We start from the raw sequence: 26,320 nt of genomic DNA, 5'->3' as shown, positions 1-26,320 counted from the left end.
TTAAGTACATTGAGAAAAACCTTCCAATTTTAAAGAGGAAGGCTTATTTGCTGTACCCTTTTTTAGTATATCATGCGAGTTTTAATTTTTTTATTGAAAAATCTTGACAACTATTAGCTGGTTTTGTTGAACGCAAGTCAAACAAAGCTCTTCAAACTAAACTACCATTGGTCTTCAAGTCAAGACTCTGTTAGTTGAAGCGTATTCAGGACATGGCATTACTTTATTATTTTTTCTCCTGTTAAAATTTTATAGAGATTTTCTGTATCTCGCTTTGCTAATTCCACATATTTATCGCTGTCCGTAACAATTTCTAAATTTTCACCATTTTGGCTAACCCAAAGCGAATAATAGGCTATTTAGTTTTCGCTACTGTTCTTAAATAAAAATTGAAATTGGTAGTCCGCATATAGCGTGCCATTTCTACTTTTTTATTTATCCAATTAGCATTTTTCACTATATCAATCGCTTTTTCCACTTGTTTTTTTGATTGAATTCTTTAAAGTCTTCAAAATATTTTCTTCACCACTTCGTTTTTGTACAGTTATTTTTTGCCCAACCATTTCATTCAAACAACCCGAAGTAACTAACAAAACAGCTAGTAGAGAAAAAAATAATATTATATTTTTCAACATATGGCCTCCTCATATGCTAGTAACGATGTAAACTTTCTATAAAGGCCTCTGATTCCTCAGCTATTCGCTCATAGTCAATACTATGAACATAATGTGAAGAATCTAACTCAATTAATTTACCTTTATCAATCCTATTAATAAAGTCATTTTGAATTCCATTCCACTTTTGATTGTCAAAACCAGTCCCCTCACCATTCGATGAAAACAAAAGTATAGGAATGTTCGGGATTCCCACTTTTTTGACTTTTTGTGCATTTGCTTTTATATGATCTATTTCATTAACCATATCTTTAGTCAATGTTCTTCGATAAAAAATTACTTTATACAACTCTTTCTCTTCGTCTGTTAAATTCCCATATTTTATTGCGTCACTTTCTGATAGTTTTGGAATCCATCTGATCAAACCAGTCTTAGCAGTAAAAGCACCTAATCGAACGAGGAACATATTGATAGATATTTCTTCATATACAGCAGGAACAGCCATATCTAATCCAATAATAGCTTTAATTTCATCAGGGTAGTCTTGCGCCCATTTCAAGGCTTCAATGCCAGACATCGAATGAGGGAATAAAATATATGGACCTTCAATTTCTGATTTAAAAAGTGCCTCTTTTGTTTCAGCTAGAATTGTATCAATATCTCGGTCAATATCTGTGACTTCGCTAAATCCATAACCTGCCTTTTCAACAACAACAATTTTATATTTATCGCTTAACAAAGTATAAAGAGATTTAAAATCTAATGCAGGTGAGCTCGTACCACCACCAGACATAAAAACAAGGGTATCTTCTCCTTTTCCTTCTGTATAAACGTGCATTTGATGACCATTAACTTCTACAAGTTGCCCAGTTGGAACAAATCGTCCCTCTTCTTTTGATAATTGTATTTTATGATTAATAAAGCTCAAAGTAAGAATCAACACCAATAATGAAATAATAATTGTAAATATAATTAACATAATGCGTTTAAATCCTCTTTTCATATTTCTCACCTATATTCTTCATTTTATAGCAAATTTGCTCTCTCCTTTTTTAATATTTAACAGATAAATTCGCACCTATATTTTGACTATTTCACTGCCATCAATCGTTCCTGCATTTTATACACAATCAAGTTTCGGTCCTTTTACACACGTAATATTTCATAACTGCCTGAATGGTTAAAATGAAACTAATCAAAGTCGATAATAAAAGCTCCATTGCTTCATGCTGATTCCATATAAGCCCATATCGCATGAACAAATAAAAACCGCTTGCCAATGCTTGGCAGGCAAATAGACTTCCCCAGATCACTGCCTTTGACCTTTTATAAGCATTACTACCCCTTAAATACTTCATATACAAAAAACAAACAACACCTATACCTATAATAAACAGTGATGTCTGCGCAAAGGATGTTGTCACAGTCATCGGTTCTTCGTGTGGCATATCCACATAGAGAAGGTTTCCAAGGTGAATTATGTTAAAGCTCAATAGACAAATTAACACATATAAAAACAATAGCCATTCGGCAATTATTATGAACCATTTCATTATTGCCTCAACCATCCTAGTCTAATAACCTTGTATTCTTTATTTGCTAAATATCTACAAAAGGGACAATAATGATCTCTCGCTATAAAAATCGCACGGTACATTTCTGACCAGGGAATGGTATCTTCACAGCCATCACATTCTACATAAAGATCAGGTAGTAAACCCTTATCTAACAAGACATCCCACTGCGTGTTGGTTAATTGATCATGCCCATTTTTTATAACATCTATAATGATTGCCAATACTTCCCCATCATAAATTCGATTTGACTTCACTAATTCTGTTAAATAAGCCATACATTCAGTTGGTTCACTTATGATTTTTTGCTTTAGCTTTTCCCTTAGCATGTAACGCCCGCTTTCTTTTCTAACTTTACTTGCAAACCTAAAACACCACTCTCTAATTATGTAAAAAAATAAAAATTAAGTAAATGAAAAACCTTCTTCTACAAAAATAATTTACAAGTATGTTTTCAGCATTTTTTAGAACCATAGGGTAAATACCATTTCTCCTTTCTGCCAGCACACATATTATAGGTTGTAGAAAGGAGGGATTTTCAGTGGGATACAACGGAAACGTAGGTAACATGAACAACAGCTGCTATTATGGCGGCGACTCTGGCGGTGGCGGCTATTACGGTTCAACATTCGTATTAATCGTCGTTCTATTCATTCTTTTAATTATTGTTGGCGCTTCTTTCATGTACTAATCATCCCAATTAGCACCTAACCTTTTACAGACTCCTAAAGTTTGTAAGGTCATACTAGCTATTTTATAAGGGTCACTTTACCAGCCTAGTGACCCTTTTCCTTTTCAGACAATCGTGCAATAATCAAATCTGAAATGGTAAAATTGAGGTGGATTCTACATGTTGAGAGTAATTAAAGCATTGCTAGGCATCGCATTGATTATGGTTGGCCCTTTGTTGATTGTCATTACGGTTGACGATACTGTATTTCTCAAAAATATATTATTAAGAATCATTGGTGGTCTGTGCGTTTTACTGGGCGTTCATTTATTACATAGACAGTTTCATCCGAATTCATACACAAGTAAACCCACGAGCTCCAAATAAAGAGCACTTGGGTTTACTTATTTAGAAAAATATTATTCCTTGGCAAAATATTTTGGGTCTATTTGAAGAAGAATTGTATTCATATCATAAAAATTTCCTGATTTAAATTTTTCCTCATGAGTAAACCCTTGTTGATTTTGAATAAATGCTAACCATTCCTTTTCTAACTCACTACTACTCTTTCCGTAAACTTCCTCTAATTTTTGCGCTAGTTCTTTCTCGTTGTATATATGTTCAAACTTTTCGAGTCCGTAGGTATCAATTAAGTATTTAACAAATGATGCCGCATGCGTGTAGCTCATCTCCATCATGACTCGATTCTGTTCTTCACTTGAAAGTGCTGGGCGAAAATAGACATCATCTTGATTTGGATCAATTAACTTACTAATGGGAATTAACTTATCTGAATCCAAATAATGCTTCATGTATTTTTCAAAGTATAATTTATTTTTTCCATATTGATCCTCCATATAACTCGCAAAACCCTCTTGTGTAAAATAGCCATGGTCTGATCCGAAATTGTTGCCATAGCCAAGTAAAGAATGGGTCATTTCATGGACTAGTGGATAGATATCTTCATTAACACCAGTTAGTTCGATTTTCGATGCAAACCCCCAGGAGAGACCGTCTTCCTTAAACCATACGTTAATGTGCTCTGATGGCGTGTAGGAAGTATGTATATAATCCTTTATGTGGTCGTATGCTGTCACAATTTCATCCTTTATAGCCTCTACTTTATCTTGTGGAACACCCATCTCATTCTTAATCTCAAAGGTTATCTTGCCATCCTTTGTGACCACCATATTTTCATCGTTTTGCTCTTCCTGTATTTGTTCTTTAGGTTGAACGGTTTCTGCTGTACAGGCTGTTAGTAGCAATGTACAAAGAAGGATTGTGCCTCTCCATTTAGCCATAATTACCTCCTAAAAAAGTATTTTCCATTTTATACGAAACTAAAAATCCAAAAGTTTCATTTTTAAAAGAAAAATAAGGAAAAATTAGACAAAATTATTTATAATGGTATTAGATAAGGCAAAAAGGGGGACGCAATGAACAAAAGTAACTATATTCATTACAACCCACGCTATGGCTGGGATCTAAATAGTGATGCAAATTTAGAAATGCGGTTATTCGCCAAAGCACAACGTAGACAAGTAACTATTCTGAGCTATGGATGTGACTTAGATCATCACACCATTAAAAAAATTGCACGGCACTACCTCACTAGGAAAAAATTTGACGAAGCCGAAGAAACATTAGAAATAAGATATGATACATATGATGCTAATTCAAGTAAACACGAAGAGAGTCAATACTATTGGAAAACCTATTTCATTAGTGAAAGAACATTAGCTGCTTTCCTACAAGCGCTACGTCGATTATCTGGTATACATATTCACTGTGAATTTAATGTGCGGGGACATTTTGAAGTAAACCTAAATGGTGTGGAATTTTCTACACGTGTATTAAAAGCCCTTGATTATCCATCTATGTATAAGGAAGATTTAATTGGACGCTATCTTTTATTTATTGATACAGAATCACCTGACAATGAAATAATACGTCATAAAATACACTTGCTCCCTAAAGAGCTGCAAAGTCTCTCTCTTCCCTTAGACAGTTCACAGCTCCAATGGCAACTATTAGTAAAGGACTGGATAACAGCCATTCTTCGCTACGACGTGTAAATTTTAGCATATGCAAGATGATGTTCTATAAAACCAAGTATTATTATCATATAAATAGAATTAGTGTTAAGCGAATTCGTTTAACATGGCACCTCCCGATTTGTTACTAAGGGGCACTTCCAACCGTGTCCCTTCTATTTTTTTGCCTATTGCAACTTCATCGCCATCCAATACATAATGATGGGACGTAGATTTATGTTAGAAGTTATTTTAAATTTTTTATCGAATACCTATGTTGATCAAAATATAGCAAGGCAAAATGATTGGTTCCACACCATTTATTATGATGAACCGTATTGCAACTTATTTTTGCCAATCGACATGTCAGAAAATATCTTCAATTGTTTGTATAACCTATACTCGAACACCTTCACTTCGATCATACATACTTCATTCCATAAAGGTAACAATACAATGCATTAGGGAAAGATCACAAAGAGGTGTTTGGAAGAAAATGAAAAAGATTTTACTGTTTTTTATATTCTCCCTTGTACTAATTACTTCATTTCAAACAATACCCGCTTCAACAGCTGAACCAACACAGGATTCTAACGAGCTGAGATTGCAGGATATGCTCATGCTTTTGCTTACTCCTTATATTGAAGAAGATTTGACCAATTATTATTCAACGATTAGGAAGGATGTTTCCCCTCATATTACGCCATGGAAAATTGAAGTAATTGATACAAAAAGAAATCATTTCCGAGGCTTTAACATGCAAATTACATTTGAAATTGAACCTACGGATGGCGGACAATGGATTCCTATTGGAAGGGATCAAATGACCTATGAAATTTCTTCAGGACCAGATGTTAAATTGATTCATCACACGCATCTCAAAACGTATAAATATCCGCCTGAATAATACCTTCCCATTAAAATCATAGACTTGTCCCTTTATTTAATGTCGTGCGATTTTTTCATCTTTGGCAGATAAAAGCACCCCGTCAAAGCTAGATTTTTTTGATGGGGTATTTCATCGTTATACTAAACTTTACTGTTGGTAAACTATCTATTTATTTTCTATCTCTTATTTCTTCTATTATTTCTATTATGCGATTGTTTTGCCTTTCAATCGATTTTAACTTTTTCTCTATTATGCTTGAAGAGAAAAACACAATTAGTACAATTGCTATTCCAATTAGTAAATCCATTTTAATTCCCCCACTGTTTATTTATGTAATTTCACTTCATCCTACGTAGATTTCAAAAGAAAAAGATGGCTCTATACGGAGGCCATCTTTAAGTAAGGTATCCATGGTTGCGTACTAATAATGATAAACAACAATGAATTACCGAATTCGTGCCTTGCGGAAGCCGTCGAATATACTGATTGCCGCAGATACAACAAATATAATAATTATGCCGCCAATTAGCCATATTTCAAATTGCTTAGTAGATGTGGTAAATAATTTACTCATGTACGTGATACTTTCTTGGTTCATTAAATTCGGATTACTTACTATCACAATGAATACAACGGTTGCGAAAAGCTCCACAATTGTATTAAAGATTGCCACTTTCCTCGTCCATTGCCCTTTCAGTAGTTTATAGAGAGCTAACCCAATTTCGAGAGCAATGACAACGATTACAATGGGCCAATAACGAAGTAAAACATCCTGATTTAAAGCTGGCGTTACGAATTTGAGACCCTCTCCACCACCTTCATATATACCTAAAAGATGATTTGCATAAAAATATAGTGTTGCCCAAATGGCCGTCCACATTAAATAGCCAAATACTTCAAGCTTGGTAATTGCTTTTTTCTTCGGAATATAAATGACGTTTTTCAAATCCTCAGGAGTCCATTTTTTAAGACTTGCTGATAATGGATGCTGCTCTTTTCCTTTATCTGTTCGTTCCAAAATGACGAATACAAGTGTTAGCCAGAAAAAGACATGTATGCCTACTTCAATGATCCTCCATATTCCTTCACCCATCATATTGAGGACAGCATTCATAACTGCTTCTTCCCCACCAAATCCAATAAAATATTCAGCAATCATGGAGATGACCGCAATGACAGCGGCAATGGGAATAATCATTTTTAGTAGCGAGAGGTATACATCAAAATAGCGAGGGCCAATTAAATGCATTGGTTGATCACGATAACCGCTCGCTAACGCCGCTGGGTTCCCTAACTTTTCCAGCACTTCCTTTACATCATGCTCATTGTAATCATCAGGCAGCATATCCCCAATGATTGATTGTAACTCAAGTGCAATATCCTCACGATTTTTTTCAGGCAGCCTCCGCGTGACTTCTTGAATATAAATTTCAGTCAGATTCATCTTTATCCTCATCTCCTTTTAGTAACTCATAAAGTTCTTTTGAATTATTAATCCATTCTCGTTTCAATTGCAAAAAGACGTCTAATCCATATTCACTTAATACATAATACTTGCGGGGTCTACTCTCAGAGGTTTCCCAGCTACTTGTCACTAACTCTTGTTTTTCTAAACGGCGAAGCAATGGATATAAGGTACTTTGATCGATGTTAATGCCCGAATCTTCTAATAATTGAACAAGTGAATATCCATACTGCGGTGTTCGTAATTGACTTAAAACTGCTAATGTCAGTGTTCCTCTCCTAAGTTCTGTCATTAATGAATTCAGTAACGTACTCATTTACTCACCTCAATTTCACTTACTATATGACATACACTGTATAACTTATACTATGTATCGTACACTATTGTTGTTACAACAACAAGCAATTTTATTTTCCTTTATAGAAAAAAAGCTGTTTTTCAACACAGGAGTCTTTGTCTCTTTTACAGATACTTGCTTTCTACCAATTAAAAAGAAAGGGCAAAATTGATAGCAACCACGTTCCGTTAATTAAAGGTCCAATCACTGAATTATCGTCAAATTTCCAATACATAACATTTCAGACATTAGTCTGAAGACAATCATTGATGTTAGACGGTATATTGTATTTATACTTTTTAACTATAAAAGTATTAGGAGAAATCCTAGACAACCGTTACGTATAGAAAAAAATTACTACTAAAACGTTCAAGTATCTTAATTTATAAAAACTATACGTAATGTGTTTGTTAGTTTTGTACTTGAAAAATTACCAGCAGGTATACATCTTGTACAACGCAGCGTACAGTGATGTTTTTTTATGCGATTTTTGCTATGAGCAAAACTGTATGTTCAGACCGATTAACTATTTATTAATAAGGAAATACAAATGTGTCGAGGTGACTTCTATGAAAGAGAAAATGCATTTTACAATTTTAAGTAACGATTCAACTGACGGAGATGGAGGTTACGGAGTAGGTACCCTTGATCTAAATAATGTAACGTCAATTATTATAGATTGTGAAAAAGAGCACGTGTTTATAGATTTAGACGCCTTACACGGACGAAGTAAAATTGAAAAAAAAGTTCGTTTTTCCCCTGACCTAGCCCATGCTAGCAGCGATTATTATCGTTACTGGATAGTTTGGGTAGCGATTCAGGTTAATCAAAATGGCCCCTATTATGCGGGATGTACCGCAAGTGAAGTACGGGTATCAAAGGAAGAACGTCGTATTAAGCTTGGCTATAAATCTTTGCCAGAGCAGGTAAATTTTTTAGATAAGGCACTGAAGGGGAAATTTCTCTTGCAGCATATGGATAGTCATTCAAAAAAGCTACTTTATCAGTTTTTATCTGAATTTAATGAAGCGTATTGGAAACACTCACCCGAAGAATTAAAACACCAGTTGTCTGTATAGGAGGATTTATAATGGCATTTGTAATTACAGAATTATGCAGGGATGAAAAAGCGGCTGTCTGTTTGGATGTCTGTCCAGTAAATTGCATTGTTATGACAGGTACCCAATATGTAATTGATCCAGATCTTTGCATTGATTGTGGAGCTTGTGAATTAGTTTGTCCAGTAGAAGCGATTTATTTTGAGGACGAGTTGCCTTCTGAATATCAGTCAGCTACACTGCTAGCACGAAATCATTTTCGAAATTAGCATTGTCTTTAACCATATAAATTGAATAGAAGCGAGAACAAGTCGATTTCCTATACAATAAGAAATCGACTTTTTCGTATGGACTTATTTGATAATGACGAATTTAGCCTAACTGGCGTTTAAATTGTTTAATGGCGAAAAAATAAGCGATGACCATGATGCCGATGCACCACATAAGAGCGGGCCAGATATCATTACTCACAGAGCCTTCATATAAGAGGGCGCGAATTGCATTGACGATTGAGGTAACGGGCTGGTTCTCAGCAAACGCACGGATAATTGTAGGCATGGTTTCCGTGGGAACAAAGGCCGAACTGATAAAAGGTAGGAAAATAAGCGGGTATGAGTAAGCTGTTGCCCCCTCCATCGTGCCTGCTGCCAATCCAGGAATGACTGCCAACCATGTCAGTGCTAGCGTAAACAGCCCTAGTATGCCAGCTACCGCAAACCAATTAAAGAGATCCGTACTAGAACGGAAACCCATCAACAACGCAACAAGGATAACAACTACAACAGTAAGCGCGTTGGAAATAAGCGAGGCCAAAACATGAGCCCACAATACAGACGAGCGCTTGATGGGCATGGCGATAAAACGTGCCATCAGCCCACTCTTTCTATCTGTAAACAACCGCGCGGAAGTGTAAGCGCAGCCCGATGCAATTGCCATCAGCAAGATTCCTGGCAATAAATAATTAACGTAGTTGGCTGTACCTGTTTCTATTGCGCCACCAAATACGTAGACAAATAGTAGCATCATGATAATTGGCGTAATCGCCACCGTGATTATTGTATCAGGACTGCGCATAATGTTACGCATTAAACGCCCTAGCAATACCCATGTTTTACTCTTCATTTAAATCTCCTCCTTTTTACCAATGATGGCGAGGAAAATGTCCTCCAGTGTTGGCTGCTTCTCAATGTACTCTACTTTCGCTGGTGGGAACATCTCTTTAAGTTCTAAAAGTGTGCCAGTCGTTATCATTTTTCCTTCATGTAGGATGGCAATACGATCCGCCAGCTGTTCGGCTTCCTCCAGGTATTGGGTCGTTAGCAAGATGGTCGTGCCACCATCTGCAAGCTCCTTGACTGTTTCCCAGACTTCTATTCGTGCTTCAGGGTCAAGCCCTGTAGTTGGTTCGTCTAGAAATATAACTGCTGGCGTCCCAATCATGCTCATGGCAATGTCAAGTCGGCGCCGCATCCCGCCAGAGAAATTGTCTGCCCGACGATTGCCTGCATCTGTCAGGCTGAATCTTGCGAGTAGATTGTCTGCGGTTTGAGCGGGATTGGAAACCCCTCGCAACTTGGCAATCATGATCAGGTTTTCTCGCCCTGTGAGCGTACCGTCTAAAGTGGCGAACTGCCCTGTCAGGCTGATGCTCTGACGAACATGATCTGGTTGGTGCTGGACATCAAAACCACAAATCGCTACTTTGCCACCATCAGCCTTCATCAATGTGGAGAGAATATTGATTATCGTCGTCTTCCCTGCTCCATTTGAGCCTAACAATGCGAAAATTTCGCCACGCCGCACCTCAAAATCCACGCCCTTTAAAACTTCCTTTTCTTTAAAAGATTTATTTAACCCTTTTACAGAAATCGCACCTTCAATCATCCTTTTTCCTCCCTTTTTTTGCAGAGTAGATTGCCCTTCCTTAACTACTCAGTCTGACTGATAATCTGTATAACTTAGTACCACTTGAAATTAAAACTGAATAGCGAAGGCAACAATGAACAAGTAGCTATTCAGTCGGTATTACTGACCCATTTATTTTTTTCCTAATCGATTTAAAATGCTTTGGTTTAAATCTTCACGATACTTGGCGATATAGGTTTTTGCGTTTGCCACTAGCTCATCAGCAAAAGACGCTACATCTTCGCCAGTGATTTCCAGCACTTTCCTGCCTTCTGCTGCCCCAGCCTCGAACAACTCGATCAATTCATATTGCATATGCAGCATATCCATCCCATTACCCACTGTGAAATTCCACATGTAGTTTTGAATTTTTTTAAACACAAATTGGTAATCCTCTGGTAGTTGTTCGACCCGTGCCATCATCATCTTGTACTCTTTTTTATCACCCATCATTTTTTTGAACAATTCGATCACGTTATTTTCCTCCTTTGTATTATCAAGCTAAAGATCAGACGCATTATCATATGAAACTAAAAAGACTTTAGAGCATTGATTTTTGACGAGATAAAATCCCACTTTTCCCAAAATAATTTTAGTTCGTCACGTCCAGCCTCATTAAGTGAGTAAAACTTGCGGGGTGGTCCCATATCTGATGGTTTCTTTTGAATATTCACCAGTTTTTTTTTCTCTAAACGCACGAGGATGGTGTAGACCGTCCCTTCCACGACTTCAGTGAACCCTAACTCGTTCAGGCGTCGGGTAATTTCGTATCCATAGGTTTCATGACGGCTAATGATTTCCAGTACGCAGCCTTCCAGGGACCCCTTCAGCATCTCTGTTAAATTTTCCATATGCAGAACCACCTCTATTTGCTTTACTATTCTGTACAACTTAGTACTTAGGTAAAATTTTTTCGCTTTCGAGAAGCTATTAAGTATTACTTATTACAACTACATAGTAACACCGAGTAGTTTGGGTGTCAATTACTTTTCTTATAAATTTTCTGATGCCACTATTCAAGAAAGAAAAAAGAGCTGCCTACGCAACTCCATATTCTTTCATTAAAATTTCAAATCTTATCAGGCGACTGACAACAATTTAGATATAGGGAATTTAACTGTCTTAACCTTTTTAAACATTTACCTTCCACCTACCATGTAATAGGCAAAGATGATGTGAAATATAGGACACCATCTTCTATTTTTCATGCTACTTAACGATTGCTAAAATATCCTTTGGCTCATAAAAAACGTAATCTGCCTCCTCAAAGCCAGTGGTGGATTTGGCTCCCCAATGGGCAAGGGCAAATTTAGCACCTGCCTGCTTTGCGCATTGAAAATCATAGATAGAATCACCGATATAGATGGCCTCTTCTGGTGCTACCTGTAATGCGTCCAGACATTTTAACAGCGGCTCTGGGTTTGGTTTATGCTTTTCCGTATCACTGGCACTTACAATATGTTGGAAATACTCACTTAACCCAAACGGCTCAAACTCATCCACTACCTCTTGCGCTGTTTTAGAAGTGACAATACCCAATTGTAGCGGCTTTGTTGCAAGGTGCTGAATAACTTCCTCTAGACTTTCGAAAACAGCCACTTCATGTGAAAAATCCAGCACAGCCGCAGACCATTTCTGATGCACAGCCTCTATGTCATCCACGTTGAGCCTCTGCAATGCATCTTTTCCTGGGATGCCTAAAGCAAATCGTAGCGCCTCAAACGGATAGTCCTGTTGTGTTTCTTCTCGTAAGGTTCTTTGCAATGACTGTAAAATCGCTTGCTCTGTATCCAAAATCGTTCCATCTACATCAAATATAATCGCTCTTAGCATGTATTCCCCTCCTAGTTAAAGCACGTTATTTACATATGTGCATAATTGCTGATACATTTCTTCTTCATAATCCTTCTGACCTCTTATAAATTTCTCCTTTAAATTATAAAAACATATTTCAAGATATTCCTGATTATGATGCTGTTGAAAGGGTTTCCTATCCTTTACTGGACCTAAATCCTTAAAGTAGTTATTCTTTTTTTCGTAGGTTCGAATTTGATAACCCCGCTTCTTCATTTCATCCATGACTTTTTCTGTATACAAATACAAGTCTTCTTTCGGGTATTCGTATATATAATTAATCAGTATATGCTGATCCTCTTTCGCAAATATGCTATTTAGCTCTCTCCACTGCGACAGTAGTTGTCCCTTTGGTAGATACGCAATTAAATCTATATGCCATAACCTCATGTGCCTTCTCCTTTCTATTAATCAACCATTAATGTAAAATATTACTTACTATGATGCTAAAACTGACGGAGGGATAGTATGGAAATAAAAACTGCAACGCTTGATGAAATTCCACAAATTGAGCGTTTATACCAAGAGCTTTTTTTTGAGATGTCGATTCTTCAACCTAAATATATCAAACCTGCCAAACAAGATGCCAACTTTATCAGGTTTACGATCATTGAAGATGATTCAGATATTTTAATCGCAACATTCGAGAACGAAGTAGTAGGCTTTTTGCTTATTCAAGAAACAACGACCCCACCCTATACTTGCTTGGTTGAACACAAATATGCTTTTATTGTGGATGTGATTATTGGCAAGCATTACCAAAACAAAGGAATTGGCTCTGCTTTATTAGATGAAGCGAAAAAATGGGCAGCCTATCGTCACTTGGACTATTTGGAGTTAAATGTATTGACTGAAAATAAAGGCGCTAAATCCTTATATGAAAAACACGGGTTCAAGGATACGAACCAGACAATGCGCTTAGAATTTTAAGTATGTGATGAGAAAGAAGGGATTTCAATGGAAGAAATGAAAACCGTACAAAAGAAAGCCAACCTCGTCGTGCCTGTCTTTATTGGCATGGGATTAGGTGCGTTTATCGGTTTACTTGCCTATATAAAGGATTGGCTGTAAAAAAATAGACAAAGCCCCTCAAACTGCTTTGTCTATTTTTCAGCTATAACACTATATTAATTTACTTTCTTTCAGTAAATCATAAATGATTGTATCCTTTGTTTTATGAATACCCAATTTACCGATTTGCTTTAAGATAAATGGTGCATCAATATCTGTTAGTTTTTTACCATCCAGCAAACGAGCCGTCGATGCTAATAATGTGCGAACATCAAAGGCAGACGCAAACACCTCTGGCACACCTCGGTCAATCCTTAATAGTTGATAGACTGCCTCCATCGCCGTTCTTACGGAATATTCCGTAGTAAAGACAGTGTCTCTTGCTGTTTCACTGAAGTTGCCAATAAAGGCTAAATTAGCAGACCCTTCTGGCACAACAAGTGGACGATCACCCATTGCTCTCGGCATGAAATAAGAAGTGATGTAAGGCATATAGCATGGAATCGTATTGCAAGAATTTTGTGCAATGTCTGGAATTTCATCCACTGGTACACCCATATGGTATAACCACTCTTGTGCAATCTCAATGCCTGTACATTCCGTAATACTTTTTTTAATAAAATCACCTGGCTTGTTTGATAGTAAGCCATAAATCCAAACAACTAATTGGTCCTTTGGTTGATTTTTAAAGTGAGGTTGTCGGTTCAATGTATAGCTTAGCATCCAATTAGAATCGGTAGCTGTGACAATTCCTCCTGTTACGACCTTACCAGCGTATGGGTCCCTTTTACTGATTTTTTCAATATATGGAGCCACTCGATCATCTAATGTTGTCAGGGTAGCGGAAACAAACCAGCTTTCCTCTGGCAGATTATCGCAGAACTTTTCAGGTCGACCAAATTCTTCACCTTGGGCAGCGATATTTTTCCACAGGGACCAGCTGCCACCTAAATCTTTATTGATAGGGGCTGGCGTATTATTATCCCCGTATGTTGTACTTTCTGTAATACTACCATTTGTCACAAACACTAACTCATTTTCTGTTAGTTCAATATTCTTTTTCACACCGTCTTTTCTTAACACCAATGTATGAGCTACTTTTTTGTCTCCTACCTTATCAACTAAAACATTTTCTACTACCGTATTATATTGGAAATCAACATTATGACCTTCTAAATAGTTAATCATTGGAAGCACGAGCGATTCATACTGATTATACTTTGTAAATTTCAAGGCCGATAAATCTGGTAATCCGCCAATATGATGAATGAAGCGCATAATATAACGACGCATTTCCATCGCAGAATGCCATTTTTCAAACGCAAACATTGTGGACCAATAGAGCCAAAAATTCGATTCAAAAAATTCTTCAGAGAAAACATCTGTGATTTTTTTATCCTCTAATTGTTCCTCAGGCGTAAAGAATAATTTAATCATTTCTTCTGAGGATTTGTCTGATAAGGTGAACTTGCCATCATCCTCTAGTCTTTGGCCTCTATCCTTCATTAATCGACATTTTGAATAATTAGGATCCTCTTTATTGAGCCAGTAAAATTCATCTAAAACCGAAGCATTTTCTACTTCTAACGAAGGAATGGAACGGAATAAATCCCATAAGCATTCAAAATGATCTTCCATTTCTCGTCCACCGCGAATAATAAACCCTCTCGTTGGATTAAGTATGCCATCAAGACTTCCTCCTGAAATATCTAACTCTTCAAGAATATGAATGTTCTCACCTTTCATTTGGCCATCACGAATTAAAAAACATGCTGCTGACAGTGAGGCTAGACCTGAGCCAATCAGATAAGCAGATTTTTCATCGACTCCCTCAGGTTTTTTAGGACGTGCGAAAGCTTCATAGTTACCATTGCTGTAATACATATTACCGCCTCCTAATTTATTATTCTAATATAGAATATCATAGGTTATCGGCTAAATGGTAAAATGAGCTAATAATTAACAAAAAATTCAAATCCGATAATTGTTCATTAATTTATCTCCCCTTCTCATTGGACAAAGCAAGTGCTTGTATTTTTATAAAAGAGAACCATACAGTAAATAATTGTTTTAATCCCCTTAACTCTGGCCTTAAAAAGAAAAAACCACTCCAGTACGTTGATATTAGCTTTGCATAATTATTATCTCAATAAATCTTTTTTTAAACTTTATTCCCTTTTTTATGTTTAGCCAATTTTTCGAAACTCCGTTTAAAATTACCCGTAATTTTAGCTAACAATAGCTGGACTTCCTTTATCTGCCCCTCCACCTGCTGAATGTTTGCTAGTAGACGCTCAGCCTCTTTCTACTTGACGATTTTAATTTGCTTTCCTTCATAACGTGAATGGCTCCTCGTTTAGTCTATTACGTTTATCGATTTCACTCACAGCTTCATACCCAATTTCTTAATAAATCAATTAAAAATGAATCTTAGCTTACAACTTTTTCTATTTTCAATATATCATTATTAACATATATTATATAAATACGGTATTTTTAGTAACACTTCCAGCATAGTGATAAGGAGAGATGTATTTATATGGAATGGTTGAATGTACAAACACTTATTTGGTTGTTTCCTATTTTATTTATTATCCATGATTTTGAAGAAATTATTATGGTAGAGAAATGGTTACAAAATAATCGTCATAAGCTGTATGAAAGATTACCCCCAAAAATAGCCGATAAAGTGGTAAAACAATTTTCAATGAGCACCGCACAATTTGCTGTTGCTGTATTATTTATCTTCTTGTTTGTCAGTCTCTCTACCATTCTGGCTAACTACTATTTTCTAAACGGAGTCGCATTTACTATTTATTTTTTCACAGCTGTCACACTTGTTTTCTTTATCCATGCTTTTACCCATATTGGACAATCGCTATTTTTTCGCTCTATCACACCAGGAGCGATAACATCAGCCATCATTATTATTCCCTATAGTATTATTTTATTTAAATCTTTGTTTACTAGTGGCATCCTTACTTGGCATATCGTTTTACTAAGCCTGCCTTTTGGTATACTATTTTTCCCAATTGTCTTTACTGCGCATTGGATAGGAAAAAGAGTGATATAGATTCATGTTCATGAAAAGACAGAAAGGAGGCAGTAGAATGGCAAAAACTCCGATTTATTTAAAATTGATGATTGGGATTGGGATGCTTATTATTCTAGCCTCGTTGTACTTTTTAAAAGACCATCCTTATTACTTATGGGTTAGGTGGACAGGTAATATTTTATTGATCTTAGGCATTGTATGGATGCCGTTTACTAAAGAAACCGATAAAAAACATGTAAATTCTTAGCAGGAGTAAACCTTCTGCTTTTTTTACGGTAAATTTACCTACTATTATAAAAAAGTGATAAAATCAGATAAAAAAGAAGGTCTTTGTATGTTAGAAAAACTGAATGTATTTCTCCAAAAATACATTGCGATCCTGACACCATTAAGCTTAATTGTAGGTGTATTCTTAGAAAGCATTGGACATCATTTATTATTCCTTGTCTCCTGGCTATTTGCCTTCATGACATTCTCAGGAAGCTTACATATGAAATTTAAAGATGTAAAAATTTTCATGAAGCACCCAGTACTCATTTTATCCTCCATCCTTTTTCTTCATCTCTTGATGCCTTTATGGGCATATTTCTTATCCACCGTTTTGTTTGATGACCATTTGTTGACTGTTGGTTTTGTCTTAGCGGTTGCACTCCCAACAGGCGTAACGAGTGTTATTTGGATCAATATTTGCAAAGGGAACTTACCGTTAGGCTTATCGATTATTTTAATTGATACCCTCCTTTCTCCCATCATCCTCCCCTTCATCCTCTATATCGTTTCGGGTGAAAAAATTGAGTTGGATGTGGCATCCCTGATTCTGAATTTACTATGGATGATTGTCTTACCCACGATTTTAGGTATCTTAGTGAATGAACTTTCGAAAGGAGCCATCCCCCAAAAAATCGGTAAAAAGCTTGCTCCTTTTTCAAAGCTATGTTTATTTGCGGTCATACTGATTAATAGCAGTGCCATTGCTCCCTACTTAAAGGATATCAACATGCATCTCTTCTTCGTGGTGCTTTTAGTGTTCTTTCTTGCAGTCTCAGGCTATCTATTTGCTTACCTCATTGGTCGATATCTGCTAAAAGACGGTCCACAAATGGCAACCTTTGTTTTTACTGGTGGCATGAGAAATATTGCAGTCGGTGTCATCGTAGCCACAACATACTTTCCAGGTAAAGTCGCCATGCCTGTTGTGTTCGGTATGCTGTTTCAACAGATACTAGCTTCCGTTTTTAGTAAGATGGTGAATCCGTTGTATAAACCAAATAAGAGCACCGTATAGACGGTGTTCTTATTTTAGGTTTGCACTTATACTAAATAGGAGGAGCTTTTATTTACATTTGAAGGGTGTGCTAATATGCCATACAATTTCCAACTTACCTCACCAAAAATACCTCCGAATCTTGACAAGGTAAATTTTCAGAATATTTTTTATGAGGAGGAACCCTATTTAACAAATTGCATGATTACGGATACCGTCATTGCTCACGAGGATGTTGAACGATTAATCGTCTCTAATGTTATCTTTAAAAATGTCACATTCATCGATTGTACCTTTCCAAAAATTGATTTAACGGACGTCATTTTTGAAAACTGTGATTTATCTAACACTAACTTAAGTGAAGGCATCATTCATAGAGTGGCCTTCAAAAACTGTAAATTATTAGGGTTGAATTTAACTGAATCGAACCTCGGCAATGTTTCATTTGAAAATTGTCTTGCAAACTTATGCAATTTCCCCGAAGTGCGCTTTAAACAAGTGCTATTTGATAACACCTCCCTACAAGGTGCGAATTTTTATGATTGTTTACTAAATAAAGTGGCGTTTCAGGAAAGTGATCTAAATGATGTGGATTTCTCTCAAACTTCCTTAAAAGGAATAGACATCAGTACATGTAAATTTAAAAGACTTCAAGTAACTCCAGAAAGTTTAAATGGGTGTGAAGTCTCTACTGAACAAGCGATCGGTTTTGCTTCATTATTAGGATTGAAGGTTAAATACTAGTTTAAGGGCTTAAAAATTGAAGCGCTTATCCTTATGCTCGGATAGCGCTCAATTGTTGTAATTTGTAAAGCTTCTATTTTATCGTCTTTAGAATTTTATCCTTCTCTTTACAGGCTATCCCCCTAATTTGCTGGGCTATCCTTCACTTTAAGCGTTCTATCCGCTTCTTTTTCAGTTCTATCCGACACTTTTAGAATTCTATCCTTCTCTTTATAGGCTATCCTCCTACTTTGCAGGCCTATCCCTCACTTTAAGCGTTCTATCCGCTTCTTTTTCAATTTTATCCTCCACTTTTAGAATTCTATCCTGCTATTTACAGGTTATCCTCCACTTTAAATGCAAGGCGTCTGATAGCATAAATTATCGGACGCCTTGTTTGTTTGTTATTAAATTCATATTATTATTCGACCGACAGCCTTTTATATAGCATTTCTATATGTTCTATTCCATCTTCTAAATAAACATCTGATGTCTTTTCAAATCCGAAGCCCTCATAGAATTTTAGCAAATATGCCTGCGCAGAAATGCGGATTGCGTCTTCTCCAATATCATCTAGAATGTAATCAATTGCTCTTTTAACCATTTCCAGAGACAAACCCTTTTTTCTGTATGTTTGCTTTGTTAACACTCTTCCGATTGCCGCTTCTTTATATACTATTCCTTTGGGAAGAATCCTTAAATACCCAACTACCTCTCCTTGGTCTTCACCAAATAAATGATAAGCATTTTCGTCTTTTGAATCGATATCCTGATAGACACACTCTTGCTCTACAACAAAAACTTCCGCACGAACCTTCAGTATCTCATATAGTTCTTTTACTGTTAATTCATCAAATTTTTTTATCTTCCAATCCACTTTTATAGCCTCCTTATACTATTCAATTTCATAAAGTATAGCAAAAGTAGAATAAAAGTGGATCAGCTCCTTTTAATGTAAAAGATTAAACTACATATCTATCTAGAAATTTACTTGCGTCACTATTAAACTTCCATAGGATTCCGAATTCTAACTGATATGTTTTACATCTCTTCTATGAGCAGTTTTCGTTTGGCTAATATCACCATATCATCCATCTCAGACCGTCAACTCATTTTCTAATTTTATATTCGTCACCTCTTGTAGAAGTCGTTGAAGGACAGCCGCAAAAATGGCGATAACCAATGAAGCAAAAATGATGAGGAGTCCCACTATTCCAAAAGGAGGATCCATTTTGTTTGTTATAAAATGAAAAAGTGGTGCACCTAATACATGCAAGCCACTGATTATTATCGCACACCACTTTATGTACTTTAATGCTTTTACAGATAATTCCGAGAACGCGGTATTCGCTTCAATGTACCGTAAAAGATTAAAAGCCTGATAAAGAGCAATGTAAAAAGGTACAGCCGATCCATACATCACAATGAAAATGAGATCGTTCATTGGGTAAAAATTCGGATACAAACTCGATGCAAAATGAGCCATTGGTGGTAAAAAAAATATACACAGGGCAAAAATGACCATACCAGCTAGAAGAATTATCACCTTTAAGAAAGTTGTTAATCCTCGTTTACCATTCACATAAAGCACCTCACTTATTTAATGACACTATAAATTTAGCACACAATTTATTGATTAACAATAAATAATAATTGTTTTCAATTATATTATTATTGTTATTTATATATTTGACATTCATTGAAATATTCACAAGAGCCTTACTACATTAGATTGTAGTAAGGCTCCATAAAGTTATTTAAAAAGCATTTGACTTTCCCCTGCACAGGAAACTGTATACTTGCATTAAGTTATTAGATTGGAGGTGATAGTTTGTTTAAAATCAGCGAATTTTCTAGGCTAAGCAAAGTATCTTTAAAAACATTGCGCTATTATGATCAGATTGGCATATTAAAGCCAAGAAAGGTGGACCATGATACTTGCTACCGATACTATTCAGCAGACCAGCTACTAGAGCTTAATCGAATCTTTCTCTATAAGGAATTGGGGTTTACCTTGCCACAGATTATACGCTTACTCAACGAAGATATTTCGTTAAAAGATATACAAGGGATGTTTAAGCTGAAAAAAAATGAGATTCAACATATTATTCAGACGGAACAGGCCAAGCTTGCACGAATTGAAGAACGTATGCAACTTTTAGAACGAGAGGGTCAGGTGGAATCAGATCAAGAAATCCGCATCAAGGCAGTGGATGCTCAGCAATTCCTTTCTTTGAAAGCACGCGGGAGAGAAGAAGATATTCCAGACCTGTTTCGTACATTTAATCAATTACTAACAAAGGAAATGCGCCAACTAGCTCAAAGTCCTCAGGTTGTTTTATGGAAAGAAATAGAGGAGAAAGAAGACGAATTTGAATTTGAAGTCGGCTATTTTTTAACCAAGGAACTTCCCTCATTCCCTGATACATTTCAACTACGGACTCTTCCGCCTGAGCCGATGATGGCCACAATGACCTTTCGCTCAGATTCTAACTTTGCTTGTACAGCCTGTGTTGATTTAGCGAAATGGATTGTAGAAAATAACTATCAAGTCAAGGAAAACGAACCAGGTAGAGAAATCTATTTACCATTATCTACAACCCAGAACGTCCAATTAATGGAGATACAAATACCTATTATAAATAGCTGAAGGAAGCGTGAATTGAGTTGAAAAATAAGCTGATTATCTATGTTTTATCACTCGTTGTTTTTCTAATCGGAACCATTGAGTACATTATTACAGGCGTTATTGAAATGATTGCCGTAGATTTTGGCGTAACGATTTCAGAAGCTGGGTTATTAGTGACTTTATTTGCCCTGGCAGCAGCCATTTTCGCTCCAATTCTCATTGCGCTTACGATCAATATGGATCGCAAAAAGTTACTTATGACTACCGTTAGTGTGTTCATTATTAGTAACGGATTCATGTTTATCAGCTCTTCTTTTGAGTACGCACTAGGGATACGCATTATTCAAGGGGTTAGCGGAGGAATTGCTACAGTGGTAGCCATGGCAGTAGCTACTCGATTAGTTGAAAAAGAACGAAGAGGTCGTGCTATTGGCATAATTTTGATGGGCTTAAGCAGTTCGCTCGTGCTGGGTGTTCCAATTGGCACATTTTTTAGCGAATTATTTGGATGGAGAGTTTTGTTTATGTTGATCGGTCTATTAACCATTCTTCCACTGCTTATCATCTATAAAAAAATTCCAGTTATTAAGGAGGAAGAAGCTGTTACACTCAGGTCGCAGCTTTCGATTTTAAAAGATTCAAAAATTCTAACTGCCCTGGCTATTACTTTATTTTATGTCGGTGGCTACGCTACCCTATTTACTTATATTACGCCTTTCTTGCAAGCCACATCCCCTCTTTCTATGACCGAAATTAGTGGCATCCTATTTTTAGCTGGCATCTGTAGCTTTCTTGGCTCAAGAGTGGGCGGACAATTGGCTGATGCAAAGGGTTCGCGATTTACCATTTGTTTCGGATTGCTGTTACAAGCAGCAACGCTCCTCTTATTCGCACTAGCTGGTATCAATCTCTTTGTATTGATCTTGATTTTAATGATTTTTATGGTAGCAACTTGGAGTATTTCTCCTGCCCAGCAGCTCCTTCTTGTCACGCTGGTACCTCGAAATCCAGACATTGCCCTAAGCATAAATACCTCCTTTATCCAATTCGGTTTTGCCCTAGGGTCTGCATTAGGCGGGTTTGTCATCGGACATACCTCTGTCCTACATTTGAATTGGGTCGGTTTTGGTACTGTAAGCATGGCTTTATTCCTTGCCATCTGGCTATTCCAAAAATTGAATAGTAGAGTTGAAACCCCTATTATTACTAAAGTCAAATATTAATTTTTTTATCCTACCTTTATATTGAAAATGGCCTATTCAATATAAAGGTAGCTTTTCAAAATATGTACTCTTGATTAAATGTCCCTGTGGCAGCTTCCTCATCAATGCCATAGAGTCGGCAAAAGTTTCGGCTCTCTGCTGTATCAAGCGTAAACACATGAAATCCGCCTATATTATTTAAGGCATTAAAATCAGGCTTTAAAGCATACCGAGCATCCTTTGGTAGCTTTACATCCCAAAGACCTGTGCTAGAAGCTTGTGGTACTGGGCTGAAATTTTTATCTCCTATTTGACTTTTATCTATTTTAAAAAGGTTGCATAATCATCAAATGTTTTTCCTAGCTTAGGTTGATCGTTATCATCATGAATTTGACAGATAAACGATCATCCTTCTAAACAACAATAAAAATCATTTAAAATTCCTTTCTATAACGAAAAGGACTCGCACTTTTACTGACACAAAAGCACGAGTCCTTTTTGATGAAAGCTAGAGTTTTATACCCAGTCTCTATTTTTAAGATTGTTGCGTGAGCACGCCATCCTCCATACGATATACATGGTCACAGAACTGTAGCATTCGTTCATCATGGGTGACCATTATGGCAGCTTTGTTACGTTCTTTTGCTTCTTTGGCAAGAAGCTTTACGACCTCAAGTGCCCGTTTAGAGTCAAGGCTAGCAGTTGGTTCATCGGCTAAAATCACTTTTGAGTTATTCATGAATGCGCGCGCAATCGCAACACGTTGACGCTCACCACCTGATAATTCATTCGGCATTTTTTTAAGTTTATCACTTAAGCCAAGCTCTGTAAGTAGTTGCTTTGCAAACTCTTTATCATCTTTTGTCACTTTACCACCCATTTTTTTCACAAGTAGTAATTGATCAAGTACATTTAAGTAAGGTACTAAGTTTGATGTTTGTAAAATGAAACCAAGCTCTTTTAAACGGAAACTTGCTAATTGTTTTGCTGAAAGATCAATAATATTCCTGCCGTTAATTTCTACAGTACCCTCTGACATCTGTAATAGAGCGCCTGCAATGGAAAGTAGTGTACTTTTACCTGAACCTGATGGACCGATAATGGCTACTAGCTCCCCAGCTTCTACTTCAAGTGTTGCTTGTTTTAATGCTTGAACAGTGCTAGCGCCTTCTTTATAGCTTTTAGAAACATTTTGTAATGATAATAGGGCCATTTATTCCACTCTCCCTAATGCTGTTAATGGATCGATTTTAACGATTTGACGTACAGAAACAATTGAACTTAATAATGCAATAATTAATAAAACAATCGCATAGGATATGATTAATGTCGGTTCTAAGTCAAATGGCATACCTTCTGGTAAAATTTTAGCCGTTAAGTAAGTTAGGACTATACCAATAACGATACCTAATACTGATAGAATCGCTACTTGTGCAACAATTGCTTTACCGATGAAACCATTGCTAGCGCCAATTGCTTTCATGACACCAAATTGTTGTGTCTTTTGCATTGTAATGACGTAGAAGAATACAGCGATAATGAATGCAGAGATAACGATACAAAAAGCAAGCATCATCATAATAGTGCCGTTTTCTTCTTTATAACCTGGCATACCGTTGATTGCTGTTTTCTTTGTAACTGTTTCAACATCTTTTACGGCTTTGTCGATAGTAGTTGGATCTTCTAAGTTGGGAGCCTTTAGGAAGAAGGCTTGTACAGCTTTGTCTGTATCATTGTCAGAGCCGGGAGCTGCATATTGATAATCACGCCAGTTTTCCATTACTGTGAAAATAGCAGGTAAGTGATTATAGGTTTCTCCTTTTACATAACCTACCACTTCTAATTTCATGTCAGAGTTTGCTACTAGTAAGATATCACCAATCTTGTAGCCTGCTTCTTTTAACGTATCGTTAATAACAACACCCTTTTTGTTGTCGTATGATAATTTTTCACCCTCGATTACCTCTGGCATAACAAATGCGTCTGGCTCAACGCCTAAAAATGCGACATCTTCCTTCGAATCGGCATCTTTTGACTTTGTTTTGCCGACTGCAATTGTAGAAGCGCCAAACGCAGCGACTTTATCTACATTGTTTTGCTTTTCTAAATCATCTTGTAGATTTTCTGACAGGATCGATTTTGCGAATGTAGCCCCTGCTGTTTCTTCATATACAACGTATTCTGCGTCGATATTTTTCAGTGTAGCGGCACTCAAAGTCGCTAAACCGTTGCCAAGTCCCGATAAAATGAACACGAGCCATGCGATTAAAATGATAATTGTCGTCATCATTACATAGCGGAACTTCGCATATTTTAATTCTTTTAATGCTAAAAACATGATGTAGCCTCCATATTAGAAATAGAATTCATATGAGCAAAGATTGAATCCTGCTAAATATGAATTCTTTTTCATTATACACAAAAGTTACACATGTGTAACTAAAATAAGTGACATACTTGTTACTTATTTTGAAATACCATGTAAAATAAGCAATTTGATCTCCTTTAAAAAGCTTTCTATAGGCATATTGAGATGGTTTGGCATGTCAATCAATTGAAAAATGAAGCTAAGCAAAATAAAGTTGTTACGATCTTCTGCAATGATCCCCTCTTCCTTACCCTGCTTGATTACTTGTTGAAGTGGTATGTAAAGTCCACCATGCATGTTATTTAATACTTCCTTTTTTTGCTTCACAACTAGCGATACGTCATTAATTTGTGAGGCGAATCCTAAAATTTGATGTAGGTCGCGCATATCAAACATACGAACAAGTAAGTCCTCAAGCTGTTGTTCAAATGATTGCGAAAAATTAACATTTGAAAGGTTCTCGATGCTTTTTTCCATTTGCCAAACCATAAATTGAATAATAAGTTCTTCTTTATTTGGATATTGTTTATAAATTGCGGCCCTTGATACGCCAATACTTTGTGCAAGCAAGCTCATTGTAAACCCCTGATATCCAACAGATAGCAAAAGCTGATGCGTATGATGCCAAAGGTCTTGTTCAGAAAATTTTTTATCTCGTCCCATATAATACCTCCAATATTCTACAATGCTAACATTGAGACAAAAAAAAAGCGAGTAACCTTTAAACATGCATGACGTTTGAGTAAATTGCGTTTTTGTTAGAGGTAATTACCATTCTATAGAAGGTGACGACTATTTCATTTTCCAATCCCAAAATTCTCCATAGGTACTTATAACGTAAGAAAGATAAAAGGAATGACTTTCTTTCACTAATCAACAATTTTAATAATAATCTTGGTCTTCCAGAATTTTTTAGGCAATGGATCGCAAACTTTTCTAAAAAATTCTATTTCAAATCATCTGTGGTAAAAATAGAAATATACTGGTATATTATAGGTTATATTCTATTTATTTCATGAAGGATGGTGTGTTGATGGATAAAACACTGGAAGATTTACAAAAGGAAATGATTGGTGAAGTAAAAAAGGGATTTCCCATTTTACTTTCTGGTGCGGTTGTCTTTTTACTTTTTACTCTAATGCCCTTAGTTTTACCAATTGAAGCTGTACATTTAAGTTGGATATTTGGCTTAGGTGCCATTTTCCCTATCGGTTTTGGTATTAGTAAAATTCTTGGGATTAATTTAAACGCTACTGGCAATCCTTTAGGGACGTTAGGAGGAATTGTTGCCGCTCCTCAAGCTTTTTACATACCTGTATTTATCATTGTGTATATGAACATACCTGAATACCTTCCCTTTACAATAGGTTTACTTGCAGGCTCTCATTTTCTGCCATACATATGGATTTATAAAAGTAAGGCTTATTTATTTGTGACTTTAGGCGTCTGCTTCTCTGCTTTGATTTTTGGTGGGTTCTTTGTCGATCAAGCCTTCACACTTGTACCTTTAGCCATTTCTATTGTGTATGGAATGGGCGTTCTTTTAATTCTAAGAGAACTTAAAGTCAATCCGATTTAATCACCTTCCTCTAGGTGATTTTTTTAATATTCCCGACCTCCTTCAACCTGAGAAATAAAGTATCCATTTCCTAGCCCGTACTTGTTCCTT

At 36.3% G+C, this 26,320-nt stretch carries 34 protein-coding genes; 14 read left to right on the top strand and 20 right to left on the bottom strand.

Annotated elements, in window-relative coordinates:
* Positions 1-461 precede the first annotated feature (461 nt).
* The 4 genes from RCJ95_RS13150 to RCJ95_RS13135 all read right to left on the bottom strand — a co-directional run bounded on the left by RCJ95_RS13150 (position 462) and on the right by RCJ95_RS13135 (position 2,517).
* Entirely contained in the window at positions 462-632 is a 171-nt protein-coding gene (locus tag RCJ95_RS13150; RefSeq protein ID WP_221679873.1) for a hypothetical protein, read from the bottom strand.
* A gap of 19 nt (positions 633-651) precedes the next feature.
* Positions 652-1,617 carry an alpha/beta hydrolase gene (locus RCJ95_RS13145; RefSeq protein ID WP_257522034.1) on the bottom strand — a complete coding sequence of 322 codons (966 nt, stop codon included), beginning with the start codon at positions 1,615-1,617 and terminating at the stop codon, positions 652-654.
* A gap of 127 nt (positions 1,618-1,744) precedes the next feature.
* Positions 1,745-2,167, bottom strand: a complete 423-nt coding sequence (locus RCJ95_RS13140) for a hypothetical protein (RefSeq protein ID WP_257522033.1) — start codon at positions 2,165-2,167, stop codon at positions 1,745-1,747.
* Entirely contained in the window at positions 2,167-2,517 is a 351-nt protein-coding gene (locus RCJ95_RS13135) for a hypothetical protein (RefSeq protein WP_221679877.1), read from the bottom strand. The genes RCJ95_RS13140 and RCJ95_RS13135 overlap by 1 nt, the downstream gene beginning before the upstream one ends.
* A 239-nt stretch (positions 2,518-2,756) precedes the next feature.
* Between RCJ95_RS13135 and RCJ95_RS13130 the strand changes: the two genes are divergently transcribed.
* Both RCJ95_RS13130 and RCJ95_RS13125 read left to right on the top strand, forming a co-directional pair.
* Positions 2,757-2,879 (top strand): YjcZ family sporulation protein, encoded by a 123-nt coding sequence (locus tag RCJ95_RS13130; RefSeq protein WP_081456919.1) that lies wholly within the window; start codon positions 2,757-2,759, stop codon positions 2,877-2,879.
* Positions 2,880-3,038: 159 nt separating this feature from the next.
* Entirely contained in the window at positions 3,039-3,245 is a 207-nt protein-coding gene (locus tag RCJ95_RS13125) for a hypothetical protein (protein WP_313150090.1), read from the top strand.
* Between the two features lie 32 nt (positions 3,246-3,277).
* On the opposite strand, the gene RCJ95_RS13120 is transcribed toward RCJ95_RS13125, so the two are convergent.
* Entirely contained in the window at positions 3,278-4,159 is an 882-nt protein-coding gene (locus RCJ95_RS13120) for a hypothetical protein (RefSeq protein ID WP_446722400.1), read from the bottom strand.
* Positions 4,160-4,294: 135 nt separating this feature from the next.
* Between RCJ95_RS13120 and RCJ95_RS13115 the strand changes: the two genes are divergently transcribed.
* Entirely contained in the window at positions 4,295-4,933 is a 639-nt protein-coding gene (locus RCJ95_RS13115) for a hypothetical protein (protein ID WP_446722399.1), read from the top strand.
* A gap of 454 nt (positions 4,934-5,387) precedes the next feature.
* Positions 5,388-5,798 carry a DUF3888 domain-containing protein gene (locus tag RCJ95_RS13110; protein ID WP_221679883.1) on the top strand — a complete coding sequence of 137 codons (411 nt, stop codon included), beginning with the start codon at positions 5,388-5,390 and terminating at the stop codon, positions 5,796-5,798.
* Positions 5,799-5,949: 151 nt separating this feature from the next.
* On the opposite strand, the gene RCJ95_RS13105 is transcribed toward RCJ95_RS13110, so the two are convergent.
* The 3 genes from RCJ95_RS13105 to RCJ95_RS13095 all read right to left on the bottom strand — a co-directional run bounded on the left by RCJ95_RS13105 (position 5,950) and on the right by RCJ95_RS13095 (position 7,561).
* Positions 5,950-6,087 (bottom strand): hypothetical protein, encoded by a 138-nt coding sequence (locus RCJ95_RS13105; protein ID WP_221679885.1) that lies wholly within the window; start codon positions 6,085-6,087, stop codon positions 5,950-5,952.
* Between the two features lie 138 nt (positions 6,088-6,225).
* Positions 6,226-7,224 (bottom strand): hypothetical protein, encoded by a 999-nt coding sequence (locus RCJ95_RS13100; RefSeq protein WP_446722398.1) that lies wholly within the window; start codon positions 7,222-7,224, stop codon positions 6,226-6,228.
* On the bottom strand, positions 7,211-7,561 hold the full coding sequence (locus RCJ95_RS13095; protein WP_016994532.1) for a PadR family transcriptional regulator: 351 nt from the start codon (positions 7,559-7,561) through the stop codon (positions 7,211-7,213). The genes RCJ95_RS13100 and RCJ95_RS13095 overlap by 14 nt, the downstream gene beginning before the upstream one ends.
* A gap of 590 nt (positions 7,562-8,151) precedes the next feature.
* Between RCJ95_RS13095 and RCJ95_RS13090 the strand changes: the two genes are divergently transcribed.
* Entirely contained in the window at positions 8,152-8,661 is a 510-nt protein-coding gene (locus RCJ95_RS13090) for a YwhD family protein (protein ID WP_221679889.1), read from the top strand.
* Positions 8,662-8,672: 11 nt separating this feature from the next.
* Positions 8,673-8,909: a DUF362 domain-containing protein gene (locus RCJ95_RS13085; RefSeq protein ID WP_221679891.1), complete on the top strand. Its 237-nt coding sequence runs from the start codon at positions 8,673-8,675 to the stop codon at positions 8,907-8,909.
* Between the two features lie 103 nt (positions 8,910-9,012).
* Here the strand turns inward: RCJ95_RS13085 and RCJ95_RS13080 are convergent, their stop codons facing one another.
* The 6 genes from RCJ95_RS13080 to RCJ95_RS13055 all read right to left on the bottom strand — a co-directional run bounded on the left by RCJ95_RS13080 (position 9,013) and on the right by RCJ95_RS13055 (position 12,789).
* Entirely contained in the window at positions 9,013-9,762 is a 750-nt protein-coding gene (locus RCJ95_RS13080; protein ID WP_405026782.1) for an ABC transporter permease, read from the bottom strand.
* Entirely contained in the window at positions 9,763-10,524 is a 762-nt protein-coding gene (locus RCJ95_RS13075; protein ID WP_446722397.1) for an ABC transporter ATP-binding protein, read from the bottom strand.
* A 153-nt stretch (positions 10,525-10,677) separates the two neighbouring features.
* Positions 10,678-11,019 carry a DUF1048 domain-containing protein gene (locus RCJ95_RS13070; RefSeq protein ID WP_036080890.1) on the bottom strand — a complete coding sequence of 114 codons (342 nt, stop codon included), beginning with the start codon at positions 11,017-11,019 and terminating at the stop codon, positions 10,678-10,680.
* Positions 11,020-11,075: 56 nt separating this feature from the next.
* Positions 11,076-11,396, bottom strand: coding sequence for a PadR family transcriptional regulator (locus RCJ95_RS13065; RefSeq protein ID WP_004228545.1), 321 nt, complete (start codon positions 11,394-11,396; stop codon positions 11,076-11,078).
* A 358-nt stretch (positions 11,397-11,754) separates the two neighbouring features.
* Positions 11,755-12,378: an HAD family hydrolase gene (locus tag RCJ95_RS13060; protein WP_221679894.1), complete on the bottom strand. Its 624-nt coding sequence runs from the start codon at positions 12,376-12,378 to the stop codon at positions 11,755-11,757.
* Between the two features lie 15 nt (positions 12,379-12,393).
* Positions 12,394-12,789 (bottom strand): pyrimidine dimer DNA glycosylase/endonuclease V, encoded by a 396-nt coding sequence (locus tag RCJ95_RS13055; RefSeq protein WP_257522027.1) that lies wholly within the window; start codon positions 12,787-12,789, stop codon positions 12,394-12,396.
* Between the two features lie 78 nt (positions 12,790-12,867).
* Here RCJ95_RS13055 and RCJ95_RS13050 point away from each other — a divergent pair, with 78 nt between their 5' ends.
* Positions 12,868-13,329, top strand: a complete 462-nt coding sequence (locus RCJ95_RS13050; RefSeq protein WP_446722396.1) for an N-acetyltransferase family protein — start codon at positions 12,868-12,870, stop codon at positions 13,327-13,329.
* 192 nt (positions 13,330-13,521) lie between these two features.
* On the opposite strand, the gene RCJ95_RS13045 is transcribed toward RCJ95_RS13050, so the two are convergent.
* A complete protein-coding gene (locus tag RCJ95_RS13045) occupies positions 13,522-15,294 on the bottom strand; it encodes an oleate hydratase (RefSeq protein WP_313150086.1) in 1,773 nt (590 codons plus the stop codon).
* A 655-nt stretch (positions 15,295-15,949) separates the two neighbouring features.
* On the opposite strand from RCJ95_RS13045, the gene RCJ95_RS13040 reads away from it, so the two are divergent.
* From RCJ95_RS13040 to RCJ95_RS13025, 4 genes are all read left to right on the top strand, one after another.
* Positions 15,950-16,483: an HXXEE domain-containing protein gene (locus tag RCJ95_RS13040; protein WP_221679897.1), complete on the top strand. Its 534-nt coding sequence runs from the start codon at positions 15,950-15,952 to the stop codon at positions 16,481-16,483.
* A 37-nt stretch (positions 16,484-16,520) separates the two neighbouring features.
* Entirely contained in the window at positions 16,521-16,712 is a 192-nt protein-coding gene (locus tag RCJ95_RS13035; protein WP_313150085.1) for a hypothetical protein, read from the top strand.
* Positions 16,713-16,799: 87 nt separating this feature from the next.
* On the top strand, positions 16,800-17,750 hold the full coding sequence (locus RCJ95_RS13030) for a bile acid:sodium symporter family protein (RefSeq protein WP_446722395.1): 951 nt from the start codon (positions 16,800-16,802) through the stop codon (positions 17,748-17,750).
* A gap of 75 nt (positions 17,751-17,825) precedes the next feature.
* Positions 17,826-18,473 (top strand): pentapeptide repeat-containing protein, encoded by a 648-nt coding sequence (locus RCJ95_RS13025; RefSeq protein ID WP_405026776.1) that lies wholly within the window; start codon positions 17,826-17,828, stop codon positions 18,471-18,473.
* 400 nt (positions 18,474-18,873) lie between these two features.
* Here RCJ95_RS13025 and RCJ95_RS13020 read toward each other — a convergent pair whose 3' ends face one another.
* Together RCJ95_RS13020 and RCJ95_RS13015 are read right to left on the bottom strand one after the other, a co-directional pair.
* Entirely contained in the window at positions 18,874-19,329 is a 456-nt protein-coding gene (locus RCJ95_RS13020) for a GNAT family N-acetyltransferase (protein ID WP_274772994.1), read from the bottom strand.
* Positions 19,330-19,548: 219 nt separating this feature from the next.
* A complete protein-coding gene (locus RCJ95_RS13015) occupies positions 19,549-20,034 on the bottom strand; it encodes a DUF2975 domain-containing protein (RefSeq protein WP_274772993.1) in 486 nt (161 codons plus the stop codon).
* 249 nt (positions 20,035-20,283) lie between these two features.
* Here RCJ95_RS13015 and RCJ95_RS13010 point away from each other — a divergent pair, with 249 nt between their 5' ends.
* Positions 20,284-21,102: a MerR family transcriptional regulator gene (locus RCJ95_RS13010; protein WP_446722394.1), complete on the top strand. Its 819-nt coding sequence runs from the start codon at positions 20,284-20,286 to the stop codon at positions 21,100-21,102.
* 17 nt (positions 21,103-21,119) lie between these two features.
* The gene (locus tag RCJ95_RS13005) at positions 21,120-22,304 is read left to right on the top strand and encodes an MFS transporter (protein WP_312128796.1); all 1,185 of its coding nucleotides are present in this window, start codon (positions 21,120-21,122) and stop codon (positions 22,302-22,304) included.
* A gap of 514 nt (positions 22,305-22,818) precedes the next feature.
* On the opposite strand, the gene RCJ95_RS13000 is transcribed toward RCJ95_RS13005, so the two are convergent.
* From RCJ95_RS13000 to RCJ95_RS12990, 3 genes are all read right to left on the bottom strand, one after another.
* The gene (locus tag RCJ95_RS13000) at positions 22,819-23,496 is read right to left on the bottom strand and encodes an ABC transporter ATP-binding protein (RefSeq protein ID WP_202342808.1); all 678 of its coding nucleotides are present in this window, start codon (positions 23,494-23,496) and stop codon (positions 22,819-22,821) included.
* Positions 23,497-24,621, bottom strand: coding sequence for an ABC transporter permease (locus RCJ95_RS12995; RefSeq protein WP_446722393.1), 1,125 nt, complete (start codon positions 24,619-24,621; stop codon positions 23,497-23,499).
* Positions 24,622-24,747: 126 nt separating this feature from the next.
* Entirely contained in the window at positions 24,748-25,314 is a 567-nt protein-coding gene (locus tag RCJ95_RS12990; protein WP_048393822.1) for a TetR/AcrR family transcriptional regulator, read from the bottom strand.
* 370 nt (positions 25,315-25,684) lie between these two features.
* Between RCJ95_RS12990 and RCJ95_RS12985 the strand changes: the two genes are divergently transcribed.
* On the top strand, positions 25,685-26,230 hold the full coding sequence (locus RCJ95_RS12985) for a DUF7010 family protein (RefSeq protein ID WP_221683045.1): 546 nt from the start codon (positions 25,685-25,687) through the stop codon (positions 26,228-26,230).
* Positions 26,231-26,320: the final 90 nt, after the last annotated feature.

The organism is Lysinibacillus sp. BSL11, from assembly GCF_052928325.1.
This window is presented reverse-complemented; position numbering and strand designations above follow the sequence as displayed.

Coding starts and splice junctions, on each gene's coding strand:
- RCJ95_RS12995 (WP_446722393.1), bottom strand. CDS start 24,621: ATGTTTTTAGCATTAAAAGAATTAAAATATGCGAAGTTCCGCTATGTA.
- RCJ95_RS13090 (WP_221679889.1), top strand. CDS start 8,152: ATGAAAGAGAAAATGCATTTTACAATTTTAAGTAACGATTCAACTGAC.
- RCJ95_RS13065 (WP_004228545.1), bottom strand. CDS start 11,396: ATGGAAAATTTAACAGAGATGCTGAAGGGGTCCCTGGAAGGCTGCGTA.
- RCJ95_RS13115 (WP_446722399.1), top strand. CDS start 4,295: ATGAACAAAAGTAACTATATTCATTACAACCCACGCTATGGCTGGGAT.
- RCJ95_RS13080 (WP_405026782.1), bottom strand. CDS start 9,762: ATGAAGAGTAAAACATGGGTATTGCTAGGGCGTTTAATGCGTAACATT.
- RCJ95_RS13125 (WP_313150090.1), top strand. CDS start 3,039: ATGTTGAGAGTAATTAAAGCATTGCTAGGCATCGCATTGATTATGGTT.
- RCJ95_RS13120 (WP_446722400.1), bottom strand. CDS start 4,159: ATGGCTAAATGGAGAGGCACAATCCTTCTTTGTACATTGCTACTAACA.
- RCJ95_RS13075 (WP_446722397.1), bottom strand. CDS start 10,524: ATGATTGAAGGTGCGATTTCTGTAAAAGGGTTAAATAAATCTTTTAAA.
- RCJ95_RS13025 (WP_405026776.1), top strand. CDS start 17,826: ATGCCATACAATTTCCAACTTACCTCACCAAAAATACCTCCGAATCTT.
- RCJ95_RS13040 (WP_221679897.1), top strand. CDS start 15,950: ATGGAATGGTTGAATGTACAAACACTTATTTGGTTGTTTCCTATTTTA.
- RCJ95_RS12990 (WP_048393822.1), bottom strand. CDS start 25,314: ATGGGACGAGATAAAAAATTTTCTGAACAAGACCTTTGGCATCATACG.
- RCJ95_RS13135 (WP_221679877.1), bottom strand. CDS start 2,517: ATGCTAAGGGAAAAGCTAAAGCAAAAAATCATAAGTGAACCAACTGAA.
- RCJ95_RS13050 (WP_446722396.1), top strand. CDS start 12,868: ATGGAAATAAAAACTGCAACGCTTGATGAAATTCCACAAATTGAGCGT.
- RCJ95_RS13130 (WP_081456919.1), top strand. CDS start 2,757: ATGAACAACAGCTGCTATTATGGCGGCGACTCTGGCGGTGGCGGCTAT.
- RCJ95_RS13085 (WP_221679891.1), top strand. CDS start 8,673: ATGGCATTTGTAATTACAGAATTATGCAGGGATGAAAAAGCGGCTGTC.
- RCJ95_RS12985 (WP_221683045.1), top strand. CDS start 25,685: ATGGATAAAACACTGGAAGATTTACAAAAGGAAATGATTGGTGAAGTA.
- RCJ95_RS13140 (WP_257522033.1), bottom strand. CDS start 2,167: ATGAAATGGTTCATAATAATTGCCGAATGGCTATTGTTTTTATATGTG.
- RCJ95_RS13035 (WP_313150085.1), top strand. CDS start 16,521: ATGGCAAAAACTCCGATTTATTTAAAATTGATGATTGGGATTGGGATG.
- RCJ95_RS13030 (WP_446722395.1), top strand. CDS start 16,800: ATGTTAGAAAAACTGAATGTATTTCTCCAAAAATACATTGCGATCCTG.
- RCJ95_RS13060 (WP_221679894.1), bottom strand. CDS start 12,378: ATGCTAAGAGCGATTATATTTGATGTAGATGGAACGATTTTGGATACA.
- RCJ95_RS13045 (WP_313150086.1), bottom strand. CDS start 15,294: ATGTATTACAGCAATGGTAACTATGAAGCTTTCGCACGTCCTAAAAAA.
- RCJ95_RS13145 (WP_257522034.1), bottom strand. CDS start 1,617: ATGAAAAGAGGATTTAAACGCATTATGTTAATTATATTTACAATTATT.
- RCJ95_RS13055 (WP_257522027.1), bottom strand. CDS start 12,789: ATGAGGTTATGGCATATAGATTTAATTGCGTATCTACCAAAGGGACAA.
- RCJ95_RS13000 (WP_202342808.1), bottom strand. CDS start 23,496: ATGGCCCTATTATCATTACAAAATGTTTCTAAAAGCTATAAAGAAGGC.
- RCJ95_RS13100 (WP_446722398.1), bottom strand. CDS start 7,224: ATGAATCTGACTGAAATTTATATTCAAGAAGTCACGCGGAGGCTGCCT.
- RCJ95_RS13095 (WP_016994532.1), bottom strand. CDS start 7,561: ATGAGTACGTTACTGAATTCATTAATGACAGAACTTAGGAGAGGAACA.
- RCJ95_RS13105 (WP_221679885.1), bottom strand. CDS start 6,087: ATGGATTTACTAATTGGAATAGCAATTGTACTAATTGTGTTTTTCTCT.
- RCJ95_RS13110 (WP_221679883.1), top strand. CDS start 5,388: ATGAAAAAGATTTTACTGTTTTTTATATTCTCCCTTGTACTAATTACT.